The following is a 19,348-nucleotide window of genomic DNA, read 5'->3' on the forward strand; positions in this document are numbered from 1 at the left end:
TGAACCAGAAAAACAACTGATACGCGTCGAGGGACAAACATGTTAGACGATTTTCAAGCCGCTGGCGAATCTAAATAGAGAGGGTCGCGGCGATGTTAAAGGAGTGAGTGTGTGAAAAAGAGCAGCGTAATAAAACGAGTGGTAATTGGAGTGGTCGTCCTTTTAGTGGTGGCAGTAGCAGTGGGTTTGACCACGCTTCAATTGAAAACCTATCAGCCAGCCGAATTGGCAAAAGAGGCTCTGACGTCAGCAGGTGAAGTTGTGGTTGAAGAAAAAAGCGATGTGACGATTATTACCCCTAAAGACGTAAGAGAGACGTTACCGGCGGTTATTTTTTATCAAGGGGCGTTGGTAAAGGCTGAAAGTTATGGGTACTTGGCAACGGAATTAGCTAAACAAGGGTATTCCGTCTATTTGTTACACCACCTGCTAAACTTGCCAATTCTAGACATGAAGGCAGCGGATCAAGTTGTGGCGGACTATCAGTTGGATCGTTTTGTCGTCGGCGGCCATTCTTTGGGCGGGGTCGTCGCCAGTCGTTTCGCCAAGAGAGAGCTAGGTCATTCTGGATTGAAGGGAGTTTTCTTTTTGGCTAGTTATCCAGACGAAAAAGGCGATTTGAGCGCCTTTGAAGGTGGGGTTCTTTCGATCACGGCCAGCAACGATCAGGTGTTAAACTGGTCAAGTTACCAAGCAAGCCAGCAATTCTTACCTGAACAAACCGTCTTTCAATCGATTGAAGGGGGCAATCACGGTGGCTTTGGAGCATACGGCCAACAAGCAGGTGATGGTCAGGCGACTCTTTCGACAGAAGAACAACAGGCTGAGGTTGTTAATTATCTGTTACAGTGGCTAAAAGATTTAAAATGATGGCACTAACAGAAACGTTTAAGTAGACAAGGAAAACCCCAAATGTTATTATTACTTATATTTTAATAAGAGGTAGCAATGCAAATCAGTAAAACCCAGGAGAAGGCATTTGAAGAGGGGGTTTGAAAGGTAATCATTGCCGAACGAATTAATTGGCAAATTAAGGTCGTGGGGATATAGGGAATACTTATATCACTCCTACTTTTCAGGTAGAGGCGCAAGTATAATTGAGTGAAATCAAGTGCCTATTCATTAAAATAGGTGCTTTTTTTACGTGATGTGACTGGGAAGAGTGTCGGCGAAAGGGGGAAGGAAATGAAGGTCAGGAAATACAATGGGTGTGGCAATGACTTTGTGGTCATCGTTGATGAGAAAGGACTGGATTATCAGGCCTTGGCTCAGAGTTTATGTCAAGATGATCGCTTTGATACAGATGGCTTAATTGGCGTTAAACAGGACCCCCTTGAAATGATTTTTTATAATCGAGATGGTAGCCGAGCGCCGATGTGTGGCAACGGGATCCGTTGTTTTGCCAAATATGTTTACGAAGAGGGGCTCGTAAAGGCAAGGGAATTTCCTGTGGTCACTTTAGCAGGTATCTTAACTGTCACGATTACTCAGACAACTCCTTTTGAGTGTCGTGTCCAAATGGGGCAGGCTCATTACGATAATGCCTTAATTGGGGCTAGTGATCAAGCAAGTTTTCAGCAGCGGCTGATTGAGGTGACGACAGGTCCAGTAGAAATAACCAGTCTGTTTATGGGGACGATTCACACGGTCGTTTTTGTGGAAGATGCAGTGGCTGAAATTGGTCAGACTCGCGGGTCAGAAATTTGTCATCATCCCCTGTTTCAAGAACAGACAAATGTTAATTTTGTTCAGGTGCTCAATCAAAAAGAGCTCCTTGTGCGAACTTATGAGCGAGGGGTAGGATGGACTTTAGCATGTGGCACAGGTTGTTGTGCCGCCTATGTTGTGGCGCGGGATTTAGGGAAAGTCAACGGTCCTGTCTTGGTTCATCTGGAACAAGGTCAATTAGAAATTTCAGGAGAGACTGAGATTATCATGGCAGGGCCAGCGGTTTTTGAAAAAGAAGTAATCGTCTAACTAATATTATTGGGGGAACAGAGATGAAGGCAGAAGAAATTATTACATTTATTCAAACAGCAGAGAAGAAAACACCGGTGAAATTATATGTGAATTTATTAGAACCAGTGGAATTCCCAGGCTGTCAAAGTTTTGGCTGCAAGCGCAGTAAAACCGTGTTTGGTGATTATCGAGAGGTGGCGGCGATCTTGGCGGCCAATGAAGACAAAATTAAAGACTATGTCATTGAAAACGATGGCCGCAACAGTGCCATTCCGTTACTAGACACTAAAAATATCAACGCACGAATTGAACCAGGAGCGATCATTCGCGATCAGGTGACAATTGGCGATCAGGCAGTGATTATGATGGGAGCAATTATCAATATTGGAGCAGAAATTGGCCCGTCAAGTATGATTGATATGGGGGCCGTTCTTGGGGGCCGAGCAACTGTGGGCAAACGATGCCACATTGGGGCAGGGGCTGTCTTGGCCGGCGTGATTGAACCACCTTCAGCAGCACCTGTGGTTATTGAAGACGATGTCTTGATTGGCGCGAATGCTGTGATTGTCGAAGGGGTTCGTGTTGGGAAAGGCAGCGTGGTCGCTGCTGGAGCAATCGTTTTAGAAGATGTTCCAGAAAATGTCGTAGTCGGTGGTGTTCCTGCGCGGATATTAAAAGTTAAGGATCAACAAACGGTTGATAATACTGAGATGCTGGATGCATTAAGAGAGCTGTAAGCAAAAATTTTATTGCTTGAGGCCAATACAATTAACGGAACCATGTGCCTGATTATTAAAGAAGAGCTATCGCCTTGCGTTCCAATTAAAAATAGACCGATTAAAAAAGGACGGAGCAGGTGAGTGATGAGTTTAAAAGAAAATAGAATGGCGTTACATCGGATTCCCGAGCTGGGCTTTCAAGAGTTTAAAACAAAGGCTTATTTGTTAAGTAAAGTCGCAGATTATGAGTGTCAGATTCACCATGTGGGAGCCACAGGGTTGGTTCTTTATTTTGACAATCAGCGAGAATCGACGATTGCTTTTCGGACAGATATCGATGCCTTACCGATTACCGAAGCCACTGATTTAAGCTTCCAGTCGGAGCATTTGGGGTATATGCACGCCTGTGGCCATGATGGTCACATGGCCATGTTGTTGGAGTTGGCCTCTTATGTTAATCAACAGAGATCGATGTTAAAACATAATGTGGTCTTAATCTTTCAACCCTCAGAAGAAATTTCAGGTGGTGCCCAAAGCATTGTTGATTCAGGGCTCTTAGATACCTATCAAGTAAAGGCGATTTTCGGCTTTCACCTGTGGCCAGGATTAACTCCAGGAGAGGTTTTCTCCCGGAGTGGTGGCATGATGGCGCAAAGTAGTGAAACCGATATTGTTGTCCATGGGAAGTCCGCTCATATTGCGTCCCATGAAGAGGGCATCGATGCCCTAGAAATTGGGACGCGGTTGCTAACGGATATTTACGACTTTGATCGAGGGGTTGCGGCAGATCAGTACCATCTGTTAAAATTCGGTGAGATACACGGTGGGACGATTCGCAATGTCTTGGCTGAGACAGTCACAATTTCAGGAAGTATTCGTTCTTATAGTGAAACCACTCAACGCTATTTTAAAGACGCTTTGGAGCAATTAGCTGACACTTATCGTCGTGGGAACGGGTGTCAAATTGAATTTAAGTATAACGACGGCTATCCGGCAGTGATCAACGATCAGACTTTATTCGAGCAAGTAAAAGCCGTTGTGCCAACTTTAACGGAATTGCCGCAACCAGTGCTACAAGCGGAGGATTTTGGTGTGTACACGCAGCAATATCCATGTGTCTTTTTCTTTTTAGGTGTCGGGGAGGTACCACCACTTCACAATCCGCAATTTGATTTTGACATGGCGTTGTTAGACGTTGGTGTGGCCACCTATTGCCAATTATTAGCCATTAACCTTGAGTAAAGGGCTTAGTCTGTCAAGCACCATGATAAAAAACGCGAGTTGAGATGAAGTCCAACTCGCGTTTTTTTGCTGTTAAAGGGTCATAGTTGTTGCTGTTTCATGAGTCGTAATAAAACGCTGGCCACAGCGGAAGTGGCGATGCCAGCCACGATGGCTTCAGGGACGCCGTTGATCAAGATGACTGTTAAGACGGCTTTGTACACCGCTCCCCCGACGGCAATAGCCCGGGCTTCTGCATAGCTATCACGAAATAGAAAATAGATTAAATTCATGACGAAGATCGTGTTAACAAGGGAGCCAGCAACACCGGTTAAAAATAGCAAGACGGGCTGGCTTTTAGGTTGTTTAACTAAGATCTTTTTCAGCCCTTGGTAGACATAAAAAGGCACGATCCCCACTAATATTCGCGGCACAAAGGCGATTACCAATGCCCAAGGGCTACCGTTTTGGGTGCCAATCACCGGAATAAATGGCGAAAAAGCAAAGGATAAAATAGACGGGGTCATCGTGTTGATCACCAAACTGGTCAAGCCAAAGGCGCCTCCTAAGAGGGCCCCGATACGAGGCCCTAGAACTATTGAGGCAATAATGACAGGCACGTGAACAATGGTGGCTTTAATAAAGCCTAAATTAATAAACCCAATTGGCGTAAAGGCCAAAAGAAAAATAATTGCGAGGAAGATGGCAGTTAAGGTAAACTGACGTGTTTTATTCATAAGCGAAACCCTTTCAACGATCTGCTAAAGCAGTTAATAATTACTTCTATAATAGTAACAGTGTCGTCAAATTCAGTCTAGTTTTTTGGATTAATTTTATTATAATTGGTGAGGGTGCCAAAAAAACACACCGTGGGGGAACGGCGTGTTGAGGAGTGAAACAGTTAAGTTAGGTGAAAGAGTGGACGGTAGGATTCGAACCTACACCTCGAGCTTTGAGAACAAACAACGGTTAATCCCCACGGAGTGACAACACCACGTTCATCCACTAATAAAGTATTGGTTAACTTGAATTCAGTATAGCGCTAAAAGGTAAAGAATTGTTTAATAAGGTAGGAAAAAAGTGAGAATAATTGTGAGGATTTTATGAAGATGGTAATTGTTATTTTTATTTTAATTCGGCTAAAGATCTAATTGTGCCTAATGCGCATAAAATAAGAACAGTTTTAATATCAATAAAAAATAACAAGAAAATGATCACGATTACCGGTTCGGTGACCAAGTTATCAATCCGTTGAGATTGCTGAGATTGGTTATTTAATCTCTCATTAGTTTCAAATAAATAACCCTATTTATGAGGAAAACTTTACAAGTTGTTAATAAATAGATTATAATTTAGTAATACGGCAATGAACCGTGAGAAGACGACAGGTCTTTTTTTAGTTTAGATGAGTCAAAAAAAGGGGGATAAAACGTGATTGAATTTCAAAATGTTGAGAAATATTATGGTGATTTTCATGCGCTAAAAAACATCAATTTACAGATTACGAAAGGCGAAGTTGTTGTGGTGATTGGTCCTTCTGGTTCAGGGAAGAGTACCATGTTGCGTTGCATGAATGCTTTGGAGGAAATAACGACGGGTGTGTTAACAGTTAATGAGGTTGATTTGCACAGTCCAAGCACAAATTTGAATGATGTTCGCAAAAATTTGGGGATGGTGTTTCAACATTTTAACTTGTATCCCCATAAGACTGTTTTAGATAATATCACTTTGGCACCGATCAAAGTCTTAAAAAAGAGTCGGGAAGAAGCTGTGGCTAAGGCCGAGGAACTATTGGCGAAGGTTGGCATGTTAGATAAGAAAGAGGCCTTTCCCTCTCAACTATCTGGTGGACAGCAACAACGGATTGCGATTGCTCGTAGTTTAGCGATGGAGCCAGATGTGATGTTGTTTGATGAACCGACATCAGCCCTTGATCCAGAGATGGTTGGGGAAGTATTGGAGGTTATGAAAAGCCTTGCTCGAGAAGATGGCATGACGATGATCGTGGTTACCCATGAGATGGGCTTTGCTCGCGAAGTAGCGGATCGGGTGATTTTTATGGCTGACGGTCAGATACTAGAAGACGCTGAAGCGGAAACCTTCTACGAGAACCCTCAAGATATTCGTGCTCAACAGTTTTTAAGTAAAATTATTGATCACTAAGGGAAAACCGTGAAGTTGCTTAAATGCCTGGCGGTTTGCCGCTTAGTAACAGATGTTGAAGTCATAAGCAATCAAGGGTGGATCTAAACGGTTCCAAGGAGGGAATAAAGAATGAAGCAAATGAAATTAAAATTTTGTTATTTAACAATTCTTGTTTTGCTCGTTTCTATTTTAACGGGATGCAGTAAAGCCAGTTTAGCAGAACAAGATATTTTGGAACGAACCCAAAGCAGTAATAAAATTATTTGGGGCGTTAAGAATGATACGCGACTATTTGGTTTGATGAACATAGAAACGCGAAAAGTCGAAGGGTTTGATATCGATATTGCCAAAGCCTTAACAACGGAAATATTAGGCGAAACGGGTGAAGCTGAATTTATTGAAGTGACGTCCAAAACCCGGATTCCCTTATTGAAAAATGGTAACATCGATGCGATCATCGCCACCATGACGATTAGCGATGAGCGGAAGAAAGTCGTTGATTTTTCCGATGTTTATTTTGCGGCAGGCCAATCTCTGCTAGTTAAAAAGGGCAGTCCGATTAAGGGGATTGAGAGCTTAGATGAAACGACGACGGTTTTAGCAGTCAAAGGTTCCACCTCGGCTGTCAACATTCGCGAGAAAGCGCCAAAAGCCAAAATTTTGGAGTTGGAAAATTACGCAGAAGCCTTTACAGCGCTCCAATCAGGCCAAGGTGATGCGATGACGACTGATAATAGTATCTTATTGGGAATGGCTGAGGAGAACCCGAAGTTTGTTTTGGCTGGGGAAATCTTTACCGATGAACCTTATGGGATCGCCATTAATAAAGGACAGGAAAGTTTTGTTGACGCTGTGAATCAGGCCTTGGCAACTATTCAAGAGAATGGCGTTTATGACGACATTTTTACTAAATGGTTTCCAAATGTCGAGAAGTAAGGAGGGGGGAGACAGATGATTGCATTATTTACAGATAATAGCGACTTAATTTTTGAAGGCTTACGAACGACTCTATTGGCAAGTTTTATCGCCTTGGTAGCCAGTTTAATCATCGGCACGATCATGGCGGTTTTACAAGTCTCACCTTTAAAAATTTTAGGAAAAATTGCCACGGCTTATGTGGAATTTTTTCGTAACATTCCACTGTTAATTATTGTGATGTTCTTTTTTGTAGTAGCGCCGATCTATGGGTTTCAATTTGATGGCTTTACCTCTGGCACAATCGGCTTGACGCTATACACGTCGGCTTTTATTGCAGATACCGTTCGAGCAGGAATTGAGGGGATTCCCAAAGGTCAGATGGAAGCAGGGCTTTCAACAGGGTTAAGTTATCCTGAAGCCATGTGGTATATTGTTTTGCCTCAGGCCTTTAAAATCGTTATTCCGCCATTGGGCAATCAATTTATTAATTTAGTGAAAAATTCATCGATTTTAGCCATGGTAACTGGGGTTGATTTGATGTACCAAGGTGATTTAATCGCCAGTACGACCTTCAATACGATTGGTACTTACACGATGATCGGTTGTTTCTATTTATTGATGACCTTACCTGTGTCGTACTTGATGAAGTACATCGAAAATCGTTTGGCAGTGAGTAACTAGAAAGGGGAATTTGAATGGACTTTTTTAATGCTTTTTCGTGGATAAATATCCGATTTTTATTAGACGGTTTAATGGTGACAGTGCAAGTAGCCCTTGTCTCGATTGTCTTTAGTTTTATTATCGGCGGTATCCTAGGTGTCATTCGTTACATGAAGATTCCTTATTTTTCTAAGATTGTCGGTCTGTTGGTCGACATTATTCGAAATTTACCGCTGTTGTTAATTATCTTTTTCACTTATTTTGCTTTGCCGCAGATTGGCATTCAGTTTAGTATTTTTTGGTCAGCAGTGGCTGCCATGACGATCTTTGAATCGGCGATGTTGTCAGAGATCATTCGAGCAGGCTTGATTGCTGTTCCTAAAGGGCAGATGGAAGCTGGTCGGTCGACTGGCTTAACCTATATGCAGTCTTTGTATTACATCGTGTTCCCTCAGGGGATCAAACTGATGATTCCACCGATTGTCAGCCAGTTTATTTCATTGATTCGGGATACTTCCCTAGCGGTGATTATTTCATTACCAGAGTTGACTCATCATGCTAAAATTATTTATGCTCAAGATCCATCGGCGGTTTTACCAATGTTTGTAGCCATGACGTTTTGCTATTTTGTCATTTGTTACTCACTATCGGTTTTTGCCAAGCGTTTAGAGGTGCGCTGGTCAACCTCATAGCCAAGTTGAAAGCAGTTGGAACAACTCGTTCCGGCTGTTTTCTTTTTTCTTAGGATCGTTGCAATGATGTTTCACCGGCATTGAAAGTGACATCAGAAACAGCAATAAGGATGTAATCAAGTAGAAATCGTGTTAAGATATGGAAGCAGAAAAAAATTAGCACCGCATAAGTTATATAGGTGAACAGTAGAGGAAAAAATATGATGGAAAATAAATTTGCAGCCTTACATTTAAGTGAGGAGATTAGGCGGGCTTTAGACGTTTTAGGATACGATCAGCCGACCCAAGTTCAACAAGAAGCGATCCCCTTTATGAGGCATGGTCGCGACGTGATTGTTAAATCTCAAACAGGGAGTGGGAAAACTGGGGCCTTTGCGATTCCGATTTGCGAGGGCGTTAAATGGGAAAAACGTGAACCCCAAGCTTTGATTTTAACCCCGACACGAGAATTGGCTCTCCAAATACAGGAAGAAGTTTTTCATATTGGCCGTTTTAAGCGCCTGAAAGTCGAAGCTGTCTTTGGTCGTAGCTCTTTTGAGATTCAAGAACGAAATCTTAAACAGCGAACCCACGTAGTGGTGGCTACCCCAGGCCGCCTATTGGACCATCTTGAGCGCGGGACCATCGATTTGAGCCAAATAAAGACGGTGGTCATTGATGAAGCAGATGAAATGCTGGCGATGGGCTTTATTGACCAGATTGAACGTGTGCTGGCAGAAGTGCCAACAGATGCAGTCAAGGCTTTGTTTTCGGCGACGATGCCAAGTCGAATCAGAAAACTTGCCGACTACTATTTGACTGAGCCTCAGTTCATTCAGGTTGAAACCGAAAATAAAGTCACAGATCGAATTTTGCAACAGTCTTATGAGGTAGATAATGAAGACAAAATAGGGCTTTTGCGAGATGTCTTGGTTGTTGAAAATCCTGACAGCAGTATTATCTTTTGTAATACTCGGGGAGCGGTTGAAGAGGTGATGGAAGCTTTAGCCGATTTAGGACTGCCGGTGGAAATGCTGCACGGTGGCATGGAACAACGAGATCGGACGAAAGTGATCAACGACTTTAAACACGGTTATTTCCGCTATTTAGTGGCCACCGATGTGGCGGCTCGTGGTTTGGATATTGCCGATATTGTTTTAGTAGTGAACTACGACCTACCTGATAATCCAGAGACCTATGTCCACCGGATTGGTCGGACGGCCCGTTTTGAGAAACATGGGAAAGCAGTTGCTTTTGTCAACCAATTTGATGGTCGCCGTTTTGCTGACATCAAAGAGAAACAAGGAGAGATTCAAGCGTTACAAGCCCCTAGTGCTTCCTTGGTCAACGACCGCTTGAAATCTTTTGAGGCGAAGCGGGAACGGAAACCGAAAATCCGCCAAACAAAAGGGCATGAATTTAAAGCGGAAATAATGAAGCTGCACATCAACGCCGGTAAAAAGACCAAAATGCGGGCCGGTGATGTGGTCGGTGCACTGTGTAATATTGAGGGCATGGTCGCTGACGATATTGGGGTGATTAGTTTGCTGGAGGTTTCGACTTTTGTGGAAATTCTTAACGGCAAAGGGCCAGCGGTGTTAAAAGCGCTGCAAACAATGCCCATTAAAGGCCGTGTGCGGCGCGTCAGCAAAGCCAATGAAACCACCTATGAGCGAGAGTTACGGGAAAGCTAAATAAAAATTCACATGGCCCTTTGTAATCAGGTATAATAGGCTTAAACTAAAATGAGAGCTGGTGACTGGAAATGAATCAATCTTTAGATTTGGATAAAACCATTGAATATGCTGTGGCCTATCTACACATTGAAAAGAAAAATTTAGAGAATTTAATCAGCGAGACCGCTACGTCTGCTAATATGGAGCTGATTCAAAAATCTCGTGAACGCCTCACTAAAGTCGATGAAGAACTATTAGCTTATCGCCGATTGCTAAATGATACCATTCAGTTTCAAGCAAAAAATCTATTTAAATAACAAACAACCGATTACTTCATTTGAAGTAATCGGTTGTTTGTTGCTGTAGTTCGGTCATCAATTCAGCTTGAGAGTTTAGTCGCTCTTTGACTTTAGCCACAAAGGACTCAGGTGCCGTCACTTTCAGAAAAGGTCCAAAAGACAGCAAACGAATTAAGAGTTCAGTCTCATCGGCGGTATCATAATAAATGGTGAGTTCATAGTCCTTATCTGTTAACTGGCGAGTTGTTTTGCGATAGTCAGCGAAATGGGGCATACTGCGTTTCAACGCGTCTCGTCGGTCTGTTAGTAGGCAGGTCACTTGTTTGGTGCGACGGCGAGAGGTGATCGCCTTCCGTTCAATATTTTGCTGGCTAGCTGTTGAGATGGTGATCATCCGGTCAAGGTTTAAGGTGACCTCGAAGCGGCTTTTTCTTAAAATGCGCCATGCTTTTAAGCGGAAAAGATTGTTTTTTTCTGAGTATTCTAAACTAATCGGACTAAATAGGCCACTTTTAGCCGTAGTTTGTTTGTGTCGCTGATACTCAATGGTGACCAGTTCTTGCTTTTTGATCGCCGCTAACAATCGTTTGAAATGGTTGCGTTGTTGACTTTGTTCAATAAAATCTTCCGTTTGTTTAAATTGATCGAAGTAGTTAATATTTGTCGAATTAAACAGAGGGGAGACGGCTGCCAATTGCTGTTGCCAATCATTTATGTCGTACTGATCCATAAACATTAGCAGACGAGGGTCACTTAACAGGCTTTTAAGCCATTGTCGTTCCAAATCCGTTTGAAATCTCGGTGTCGGTTGTCGAGTAAGTGGTACCCACTGCTGATTTGATTCGTGTAGCAGCCACCAAGGATTTTTTTGATTGAGAAGGGCAGGAAGCAGTTGTAAATGAGACTCATCAAACCCCTTCGTGTTAACGATCACCGTTAGTTCCTTTGCTGTCAATGGGTGACGGATATTTAAAATCGTTTGGACAATCTCAAAGTAGGTGCCGTAAACTTCGTGAAATAGCTCGTTAGGGTTCATCATTGACCTCCTTTGTTGAATAAAGGGATATTAATTGATCTAAATCGTCAATAAACTGTTCCTGCCAATTGCGATCGGTGCTTTCGATGGCGATAATTCGGCCAATAAATGTTCTTAAAAAGGGATTGATGGCATAGAGATCGGTCAATTCAATTTCAAAAACAACGCTTTGTGGGTCTAAGCGACGACTGCGGCCCATGCGCTGTTCTCGCTTAAGTCGGGTCATTAAATAATCTTCTGGGCCTTCTTCGATTCGGAGGGTAACCTTAAGTGATTTTAATCGCTGTTGATTAAAACTACTGTTCCAAACACGATTTTTTTTCTTTTCAAAGGCACTTCGGTATAGCTGATAATCCGTGACAGGACTACCGAGACTCAGCTCTTTGATCCCATCAATCCGAATAGACGTCAAACTATTGGGGCGCATGAGTTGGCCAATTAAATACTGTCTGCCAGTCTCTGTGCTGACGTAAAGAGCCATTGGGACGATCGTTGATTCTCTACCGTTAAACTGCTCTAGATGAAGCAGTCGCTGCTCTTGAATGCCAACTAAAGTAGTCAGAACAACTTGCTCGTCTAAGCTATGAACGATAAAATGGTGCTTAAAGGTAAAGGGGCTCGTAGATGGTGGCTGTTGATTGAGCAAAAATTGCCCGATGACGCCAGCAGGTGCCACTTCTTTGAAAAAATGCAAAAGATCATGGAGCTCCTCAGGTAAGTCGATCATCGGTTTTAGCTGATAAAGGATTCGTTTGTCAGACTCCAGTTCCTCAAAAATACCTAATTGGCAATATTCTTTGACTTTGTTGCGAATCGTAATATCTGTCAGGTAAAAGGGTTCTTTAAGCTGATTGAGATAGTTAGTGTGAATCAGATCAATCAACTGAGGCAAAGACTGAGGACTGGTTGTGACCAAACAGTCCAGCAAGACGAAGTGGAGAAAAATATCGTTTTTAGTAAAGCTTTTGGTTTGCCAAAGACGAAAGAAGGGATTGGTTGTTAATTGCTCGGTGACTTCTAAACGCAAACTTTTCCCTTGAGGGGTCTGCTCCCATTGGATGTACTCACTTAAGTAACTCTCAATTCGCCGTCGTTCATTGTCATAGCTGCGTAAACTTTTTTCTTGAAAGTCCTCTCGTTGTTTGTAACCGTTAATATAAAAATCACGAGCATAAGAGCGAATGCCGTTAAAATCTTTTACGAGTTCGTTAAACTGTCTGGCCATGTCAGTATCCTCACTATTATTTTTTTATTATGCCCCTATTATAGCAAATTAAAGCTTGGATGTTAGCTAAATAGCCAAGATAGTTTAGGAAAAGTCCAAATATATAGTTCCCATTAAATAATCATCCTTTACCGTTAAACTTTCAGCCAGAAAAAAGCTGAAAGTACCACTCTTGGCGGATGATTATGCGCATTATCCAATGGAACTATCTGTTTGATTATTTAACAGGATGTATATAGTTATTTTATTTATAGGTCCTTTAGAAAAAAGAAGTCGCAACATTTTTTTTAAGCGCTTTTGATTGAAATGATTTAGACTTGGGTTAACAAAAGAATAGGAGTGAAAAAAATGTTTGTGTATTATGATAAAACTAAACAGATGAAGCCAATTAAAATTTGGTTACAGAACGAGATAGAAGAAAATGTTTTGGAGCAAGCCGTGGATTTAGCCCAATTGCCTTTTGTTTTTAAATGGGTCTCCTTAATGCCAGACTGTCATTACGGTTATGGAATGCCGATCGGCGGCGTTATGGCCGCTAAAGGAGTGATAGTGCCGAATGCTGTTGGCATGGACATCGGATGTGGTATGTCTTATGTACAGACAGATCTTAAATTCGCTGATTTGCAACATGTTGAACACGATCGTCAGCCACTGATGAAATTAATCGTCAATCAAGTTATGCGGGATGTGCCTGTGGGCTTTAATTTACATAAAAAGCCACAGCCCTCTAAGGTGATCGATCAGGCCATGATTGACATGGCTGGTGATGAAAGTTTGCCAGACAGTCAGGCGTTATTGGAAAATGCCTATTATCAAATTGGTACCTTAGGTGGGGGGAATCATTTTATTGAATTTCAACAAGATCAAGAGGGATACTTGGGGATTATGCTTCATTCTGGTAGTCGTAATTTAGGGGCCAAGATCTGTCATCATTTTAACGACGTGGCGAAAAAACTCAATGCTCAATGGTACAGCCAAGTGCCAGCTAAAAATCAATTGCCTTTCTTACCGACTGCTACTCCTGAGGGACAGGCTTATCTACGCTGGATGACCATTGCCTTGGATTATGCATACGAAAATCGCGAGCAAATGCTTGAAAAGAGCATGAGCATTTTATCTCAGTTTGTTGCCAAGTATTTAGGGCAGGAGATCACCTATAGCATGCGGGTTAACTGCCATCATAATTATGCGGCGTTAGAACATCATTATGGTGAAAATGTCTGGGTTCACCGCAAAGGGGCGACACGAGCTAGGGAAGGGGAATTGGGAATTATTCCAGGAGCGATGGGATCACACAGTTACATCGTGACAGGTTTAGGTAATCCAGAAAGTTTTCATTCTTCTTCTCACGGGGCAGGTCGGGTTTATTCACGAACGAAAGCCAGAGAAGCGATCTCAGTCGAGTCCGTGATCGTTGATTTAAAGCAACAAGAGGTTGTACTCGGTAAGGTCAAAAAAGAGGATGTGGCGGAAGAAAGTCGCTTCGCCTATAAAAACATTGACGAGGTGATGAAAAATCAAGAGGCGTTAGTCGTGCCGATCAAAAAATTGAAAACAGTGGGAGTCATTAAGGGTTAGTCGTTGATTCTCTTGGGAAAGTGGTATAATGGTTGCAAGAAGAGGAGAGGATCTCATGACTTACGCAGAGCTATTATTATTAAGCGACCATTACGATGATGAAAAAGAATTTTTAGGAGACGGTTATTTTCGTTTAAGACAAAAAGACGGCCAACACTATGAATTGGCCTATCTTAAAGCCGATGCTTGCGGGACGACTTCTGTTAATCCGCAAATAACCGTGGAAGTGATCGATAAAAAAGTTAGAGCCGTGAGCTTGTTGGACCTTTTTTCGACACCTGTTAGAAATATCAGCGAGTCAGAGGCAACTGAGACGCTGCTGGAACAAGAATTAGTCGCATTAGTGCTTAAATTTAAGGCCGCTAAAGATCTCTAAATTCACCGATCTGACGGAGGACTGTCAGGTAGTGGTAAGGTTAATTGAAGGCGGACAAGTAATCGTTTGGCAGACAACTGTTAATGAATCTACTTTCAATTGTGATACTTCCTTGTTACACTTAAGGAAGTATTTTGATTTGAGGAGAAAAAGATGATTAAAATAATAAATGTAAGTCATCATTATCAGGCTCAACCAACTTTTCGTGACTTCTCAGTCAGTGTTCAGCCAGGTGAGTTTGTCTACGTTGTGGGTCCCAGTGGGGCAGGCAAATCGACCTTTATCAAGCTCCTTTATGGGGAAGAATTGGTCAGCAGTGGTGAACTATCAGTGGCAAATTATGATCTCACTCGTTTAGCGGTGGCAGAGCGAGCAAGCTTTCACCAGCAGATTGGGGTTGTTTTCCAGGACTTTAGATTGTTAGAACGTTATACCGTAAATGAAAACCTAGCATATCCTTTGGAAGTTATCGGCATGCCAGAAGAGCAGATACTGACACGTGTGACGAAGTTGTTAGATTATGTTGGGTTGTCAGGAAAAGGACAGGACTTCCCTGTAGAATTGTCCGGGGGAGAGCAACAACGGGTGGCGATTGCTCGGGCCTTGGTCACTGAACCAATCCTGTTGATTGCCGATGAACTAACAGGCAATTTAGACCCTAAAAATTCTCATATGATTCTTGAGCTCTTACAAAAAATTAACGTTTCTGGCACCACTGTCCTAATGGCAACTCATGATTATCCATTAATAGAACAGTTTCCCCAACGAGTGCTGACCATAAAAAGCGGTCAGTTAGTGGCGGATTCAGAAGGGGGCCACTTTGGACTTAAAACAAATGAAGCAGTATCAATGGTGCAACGCATTAAAGATGATCGATCGCTATCGTAAGGAGACTTATTTTCGTTTTTTTGGAAGTATCGGTTATTTTTTATGTTTAGGTCTTGGTTTGTCACTGCGCAAGGCGTTACGAGAATACTTGAACCTCTCATGACTAAAGTCACAAGATTCTTGGGAAAAAAGCATACTTGATAGCGTATTTCTTTACTATCAGCGGTGTCTTTTATTTACCAAGCTATCCCCGCAGTTCCTACGGTTAGTGAGTTTATCTAGGCTAATCTTAGACCTTCGGTCAAGATATTGATACTAGCATTAATATCCCGATCGTGATGAGTATGACAAATAGGACAAGTCCATTCTCTCATTTCAAGAGATTTCTTGCCGTCTTTATGGCCACATGCTGAACAAATTTGACTAGATGCAAACCATTTGTCTACTTTGATTATTTCACGCCCATACCAGTCAGCCTTGTACTGTAATTTAGTCACAAAACTGGACCAAGAGACATCGGATATACTTTTGGCTAGCTTATGATTACGCAACATCCCTTTTGTACTTAAGTCTTCAATACAAATAATATCGTGATTTTTGATGATTTCTGTACTCAACTTATTTAGAAAGTCACTGCGTTGATTCATTACTTTTTCAGACAGTCTAGCTACTTTTTGCTTTTGTTTTTGATAATTTTTAGCTTCAAACAACTTAATCCCGTTCTGTTTAGCTAATGATGCCCGTTTTGATAACTTCCGTTGTTCACGCTTTAGTTTCTTTTCCATTTTAGCTGCGAATTTATTGTTAGTGATTTTTTGACCATTAGAAAGAATCGCAAACTCTGTAATACCTAGGTCAATCCCCACTGTTTTGTTTGTTGTTGGGAACTCCGTTATTTCCTCTTCACATTGTAACGATACGAAAAATTTACCACTGGCATTTCTACGGACAGTGGCACTTAAAATACGACCATTAACGTCACGACTCTTAGAAAATTTAACCAATCCTAGCTTAGGTAATTTCACCTTATTGCCTATTATAGCCACATTATTGTTTGTGTTTTTTGTGGTATAACTTTGAACAGGATTTTTCTTGCTTTTAAACTTAGGGGATTGAGTTTGTTTGTTGAAAAACCGATCAAATGATTCAGCTAAATTCTTAATAGATGATTGTAACGCGATACTATCAACTTCTTTTAACCATGATGTCTCTTCTGATTTTTTCATAGAAGGCAACATGGCAGAACACTTGCCATAAGATAAACCTTTACCCGTTTCCTTAAAGGATGTCTTCCAAGCATTTAACATATAATTATAGACAAATCTAGATGACCCGATTGTTTTATTGATTAAGATTTCCTGCTCGACGTTCGGGTACAATCTAAATTTATACGCTTTATGTCGTAACATTACCATTCACCTCGTTTGCTACTAGTTGTTTCTTTTTTTGATGTTGTATGTAGTGTCTAATTTGCTCGTCTGTATTTTCACTAACTGTCGCGACAAAGTAGCTAGGATTCCAAAGATGACCACCCGACAGACGCTTTTTAAGTTCGGGATACGCTTTCAACAAGAGCCGTGCAGACACGCCTTTAAATGCTTTCATTATATTAGGAATATAATGTTGAGGTTTGCATTCAATAAGTAAGTGAATATGGTCTTTATCTGACTCCATTTCAATGATTTGAATATCATTATCTAATGCAATCTGGTTTAATAATTTTTTAACATATGTATCAATGTCTCCGTGCAAAATATGATGTCTATATTTCACACACCAAACTAAATGATACTGTATAGAATAGACATACCCACGACCATGATGTACTTCTGACATGAAAAAACCTCCTTGGAAATAGTTTAACATATGTCATCGTTAAATTCCAAAAATATTTTAATAGATATGATATCGGCTGTTCAACATAGCTAAAGCTATGCCACAACCGAAGCCGATTCATCTACACGACTAAAGTCGCGAGTGTTCTCGGCTATTGCATAAAAGTGGAAGAAGTCCCTTTGTACGATGGTCAAATGATGGGCAGTAGCTTAGATCAACTGATTAGTTTATTGGCGGGAATCGAAGTGGGCATTGTGTTGTTCTTAGCTGGCTTGTTATTATTTGGTTTCTTCTTTTTTGTAACAGGGTTAAGGCGTCAGCTGATTCTTCAACAGGAGGAGCGTAAAATTAAGCGATTTTTGGGTAGTAGTATCAACCAGCTCACCGGGGAATTTTTTTGGGAACACCTCTTGCCGGTGGTTGTTGGCGGAATTGTGGGTTTGGCAGGCGGTCTGCTTCTCTTAGTTGGCATTTATCTGGTAGTAACAAGGGGTTATCGTGAGAGCTGGCCAACGTCGTGGGTCCCTTATGTAACTATAAATGGAACTATCATTTTGGGAGCTAGTCTTTTGTTTTTTAGGCAGTACCGAAAAATCCGAAAATTGATTGTCAGGAAAATCATCTAAGTCAACTCTTAGATGGTGACTTAGATGATCTTGGTAAAGAATAGGCCAAAGACCTTATTTTCTGATCCTTTGTGTGATGTTTCGATTGATCATGTAATAACCTCAAAAAATAACGGATGGGTCGAAAAACCCATCCGTTATTTTTATTGACCGTCTTTTGTTAATTCAAAAAAAGCCATGTTGAGATCATCTTCATTTAGTTGATTGTCAGGAGAGCTTAAGCCTAAATTGGTTCGGGCCACGATCCGTCGAAAACTCTCAGCGTCTTTTTCGAATAAAACAAACTGTAAAAAATTAATCACGTAGAGACTGCGAATTTGTTGGTTAGACTGATAGTTGGGCGAGTTAACTTGCTGCTGATTCACGGTCAGAGCGTGACGAGCAATAGCGGGCAATGTTTCGTAAAAAGACCAATAAATAAGCTGGACATCAATTGTTTCCTTGGTTGACAACCTAACTGAAAATTCCATTGTAAGTGGTTCTAACCAATCTTCCGGGGTAAAGGAAGCAAAAATTTTCTGATAGTCAGCCGAATGTAGCGTGACACTGATCACATCAAGTTCCAGGGTATCTGATAAGAAAGCAACAACAATTTTCTGGTTTTCAGGACTGCCAAACAATTTGTAAAACGTGAGTGGGACTAACCCTTGGTAAATATTCATGAAAATACACCTCATTTTTCAAGCCAAGTGCAGTAGACGGTTTTAATGGGGAAAGTAGTTGACCCTGACGGAGTAACGGAACAGTATTAGTATCACTATCATACTCAATTTTTTGGTTTTTTTCAATTGTATTTAGGAAACAAGATTGTGACTTTATTGCGCTATTGATTTTCAAGTGAACCTAAAAAAAGCGTCACGATGGCTCTCCTGTGACTGACGGTGCTATAGGAATACATTTGCTAGGAAAGCTTGAAGAAGCGGCTAAAAACAAGTATCATGGACTTTAAATCGATGTTAAGGTGTTAGGAGAGGTGACGGATGAATCATTTGGGAACACAGCCCTTGGAAACCGCAGACTTACTTTTAAGGCCATTCACTTTGGCAGATGGGGAGCCGATGTATCGTAATTGGGCATCTGATGAAGAGGTGGTAGCCTACTTAACCTGGCCCGCTCACACCAGTGTGGCGGTTAGTCAACAGGTGTTAGACCAGTGGGTAAAAAATTATCAGAAGCAAGATTACTATCAGTGGGCCATCACGCTAAGAGCAGATGAGTTGAACCCTATCGGTTCAATTGGCGCTAACTTTTGTGATGATGGTCTTCAAATGGCTCATATTGGGTACTGCATTGGCAAAGCGTGGTGGGGGCAAGGTTATGTCACAGCATCCCTTGAACGGGTCATCGATTATCTCTTTGACGAGGTTGGCATGAAGCGGATAGAGGCGCAACATGATGGGAATAATCTTAGCTCTGGAGCCGTCATGAAAAAATGTGGCATGCAATATGAAGGAACTTTGCGCCAAGGGGGACGCAACAATCAAGGGATCTGTGATCTGGTTTGTTATGGTATTTTGGCAACGGATCGGAAGATGGCATCGTCATTCGGTTCTGAGGTGGAGTGAAGGAGCCGTC

General features: G+C 41.7%; 21 protein-coding genes and 1 riboswitch. Of the genes, 15 read left to right on the forward strand and 6 right to left on the reverse strand.

Translation table 11 applies throughout. The features are described from left to right. The first annotated feature begins 111 nt into the window (after positions 1 to 111). The 4 genes from I6N95_RS01565 to I6N95_RS01580 all read left to right on the forward strand — a co-directional run bounded on the left by I6N95_RS01565 (position 112) and on the right by I6N95_RS01580 (position 3,920). Complete coding sequence (locus tag I6N95_RS01565; protein ID WP_209524579.1) at positions 112 to 870, forward strand: alpha/beta hydrolase; 759 nt, start codon at positions 112 to 114, stop codon at positions 868 to 870. 59 nt (positions 871 to 929) lie between these two features. Beyond that, positions 930 to 1,099, forward strand: a riboswitch (Lysine riboswitch). Between the two features lie 86 nt (positions 1,100 to 1,185). Next, positions 1,186 to 1,977 carry a diaminopimelate epimerase gene (gene dapF, locus I6N95_RS01570; protein ID WP_209524580.1) on the forward strand — a complete coding sequence of 264 codons (792 nt, stop codon included), beginning with the start codon at positions 1,186 to 1,188 and terminating at the stop codon, positions 1,975 to 1,977. Between the two features lie 23 nt (positions 1,978 to 2,000). Further along, on the forward strand, positions 2,001 to 2,696 hold the full coding sequence (gene dapD / locus I6N95_RS01575; RefSeq protein ID WP_209524581.1) for a 2,3,4,5-tetrahydropyridine-2,6-dicarboxylate N-acetyltransferase: 696 nt from the start codon (positions 2,001 to 2,003) through the stop codon (positions 2,694 to 2,696). A gap of 126 nt (positions 2,697 to 2,822) precedes the next feature. Further along, complete coding sequence (locus I6N95_RS01580; RefSeq protein WP_245249189.1) at positions 2,823 to 3,920, forward strand: M20 metallopeptidase family protein; 1,098 nt, start codon at positions 2,823 to 2,825, stop codon at positions 3,918 to 3,920. Positions 3,921 to 4,000: 80 nt separating this feature from the next. Here I6N95_RS01580 and I6N95_RS01585 read toward each other — a convergent pair whose 3' ends face one another. Continuing rightward, positions 4,001 to 4,636, reverse strand: a complete 636-nt coding sequence (locus tag I6N95_RS01585) for an ECF transporter S component (RefSeq protein WP_209524582.1) — start codon at positions 4,634 to 4,636, stop codon at positions 4,001 to 4,003. 694 nt (positions 4,637 to 5,330) lie between these two features. On the opposite strand from I6N95_RS01585, the gene I6N95_RS01590 reads away from it, so the two are divergent. From I6N95_RS01590 to I6N95_RS01615, 6 genes are all read left to right on the forward strand, one after another. Then, positions 5,331 to 6,062 (forward strand): amino acid ABC transporter ATP-binding protein, encoded by a 732-nt coding sequence (locus I6N95_RS01590; RefSeq protein WP_209524583.1) that lies wholly within the window; start codon positions 5,331 to 5,333, stop codon positions 6,060 to 6,062. Positions 6,063 to 6,182: 120 nt separating this feature from the next. Then, entirely contained in the window at positions 6,183 to 6,980 is a 798-nt protein-coding gene (locus I6N95_RS01595; protein WP_245249218.1) for a transporter substrate-binding domain-containing protein, read from the forward strand. A 15-nt stretch (positions 6,981 to 6,995) separates the two neighbouring features. Continuing rightward, entirely contained in the window at positions 6,996 to 7,643 is a 648-nt protein-coding gene (locus I6N95_RS01600) for an amino acid ABC transporter permease (RefSeq protein WP_209524585.1), read from the forward strand. A 14-nt stretch (positions 7,644 to 7,657) separates the two neighbouring features. Beyond that, positions 7,658 to 8,314: an amino acid ABC transporter permease gene (locus I6N95_RS01605; protein ID WP_209524586.1), complete on the forward strand. Its 657-nt coding sequence runs from the start codon at positions 7,658 to 7,660 to the stop codon at positions 8,312 to 8,314. A gap of 203 nt (positions 8,315 to 8,517) precedes the next feature. Further along, the gene (locus I6N95_RS01610; protein ID WP_209524587.1) at positions 8,518 to 9,987 is read left to right on the forward strand and encodes a DEAD/DEAH box helicase; all 1,470 of its coding nucleotides are present in this window, start codon (positions 8,518 to 8,520) and stop codon (positions 9,985 to 9,987) included. 71 nt (positions 9,988 to 10,058) lie between these two features. Further along, positions 10,059 to 10,286, forward strand: coding sequence for a hypothetical protein (locus tag I6N95_RS01615; RefSeq protein ID WP_209524588.1), 228 nt, complete (start codon positions 10,059 to 10,061; stop codon positions 10,284 to 10,286). Between the two features lie 16 nt (positions 10,287 to 10,302). Here the strand turns inward: I6N95_RS01615 and I6N95_RS01620 are convergent, their stop codons facing one another. Beyond that, positions 10,303 to 11,304: a WYL domain-containing protein gene (locus I6N95_RS01620; protein ID WP_209524589.1), complete on the reverse strand. Its 1,002-nt coding sequence runs from the start codon at positions 11,302 to 11,304 to the stop codon at positions 10,303 to 10,305. Next, on the reverse strand, positions 11,294 to 12,529 hold the full coding sequence (locus I6N95_RS01625) for a WYL domain-containing protein (protein ID WP_209524590.1): 1,236 nt from the start codon (positions 12,527 to 12,529) through the stop codon (positions 11,294 to 11,296). The genes I6N95_RS01620 and I6N95_RS01625 overlap by 11 nt, the downstream gene beginning before the upstream one ends. A 348-nt stretch (positions 12,530 to 12,877) precedes the next feature. Between I6N95_RS01625 and I6N95_RS01630 the strand changes: the two genes are divergently transcribed. The 3 genes from I6N95_RS01630 (at position 12,878) to I6N95_RS01640 (ending at position 15,371) form a co-directional block, all read left to right on the forward strand. After that, positions 12,878 to 14,107 carry an RtcB family protein gene (locus I6N95_RS01630; protein WP_209524591.1) on the forward strand — a complete coding sequence of 410 codons (1,230 nt, stop codon included), beginning with the start codon at positions 12,878 to 12,880 and terminating at the stop codon, positions 14,105 to 14,107. Between the two features lie 55 nt (positions 14,108 to 14,162). After that, positions 14,163 to 14,483 (forward strand): hypothetical protein, encoded by a 321-nt coding sequence (locus I6N95_RS01635; RefSeq protein WP_209524592.1) that lies wholly within the window; start codon positions 14,163 to 14,165, stop codon positions 14,481 to 14,483. Positions 14,484 to 14,636: 153 nt separating this feature from the next. Next, a complete protein-coding gene (locus I6N95_RS01640; protein WP_209524593.1) occupies positions 14,637 to 15,371 on the forward strand; it encodes a cell division ATP-binding protein FtsE in 735 nt (244 codons plus the stop codon). A 218-nt stretch (positions 15,372 to 15,589) separates the two neighbouring features. Here the strand turns inward: I6N95_RS01640 and tnpB are convergent, their stop codons facing one another. Then, entirely contained in the window at positions 15,590 to 16,720 is a 1,131-nt protein-coding gene (tnpB, locus tag I6N95_RS01645; RefSeq protein WP_209524594.1) for an IS200/IS605 family element RNA-guided endonuclease TnpB, read from the reverse strand. Beyond that, positions 16,707 to 17,147: an IS200/IS605 family transposase gene (tnpA, locus tag I6N95_RS01650; protein ID WP_209524595.1), complete on the reverse strand. Its 441-nt coding sequence runs from the start codon at positions 17,145 to 17,147 to the stop codon at positions 16,707 to 16,709. The genes tnpB and tnpA overlap by 14 nt, the downstream gene beginning before the upstream one ends. Positions 17,148 to 17,326: 179 nt before the next feature. Between tnpA and I6N95_RS01655 the strand changes: the two genes are divergently transcribed. Next, entirely contained in the window at positions 17,327 to 17,773 is a 447-nt protein-coding gene (locus tag I6N95_RS01655; protein WP_209524596.1) for an FtsX-like permease family protein, read from the forward strand. Between the two features lie 143 nt (positions 17,774 to 17,916). Here the strand turns inward: I6N95_RS01655 and I6N95_RS01660 are convergent, their stop codons facing one another. After that, a complete protein-coding gene (locus I6N95_RS01660; protein WP_209524597.1) occupies positions 17,917 to 18,435 on the reverse strand; it encodes a hypothetical protein in 519 nt (172 codons plus the stop codon). Positions 18,436 to 18,753: 318 nt separating this feature from the next. Between I6N95_RS01660 and I6N95_RS01665 the strand changes: the two genes are divergently transcribed. Then, the gene (locus I6N95_RS01665) at positions 18,754 to 19,338 is read left to right on the forward strand and encodes a GNAT family N-acetyltransferase (protein WP_209524598.1); all 585 of its coding nucleotides are present in this window, start codon (positions 18,754 to 18,756) and stop codon (positions 19,336 to 19,338) included. Positions 19,339 to 19,348: the final 10 nt, after the last annotated feature.

Origin of the sequence: Vagococcus allomyrinae (genome assembly GCF_017829975.1) — a bacterium.
Classification (GTDB): domain Bacteria; phylum Bacillota; class Bacilli; order Lactobacillales; family Vagococcaceae; genus Vagococcus_D; species Vagococcus_D allomyrinae.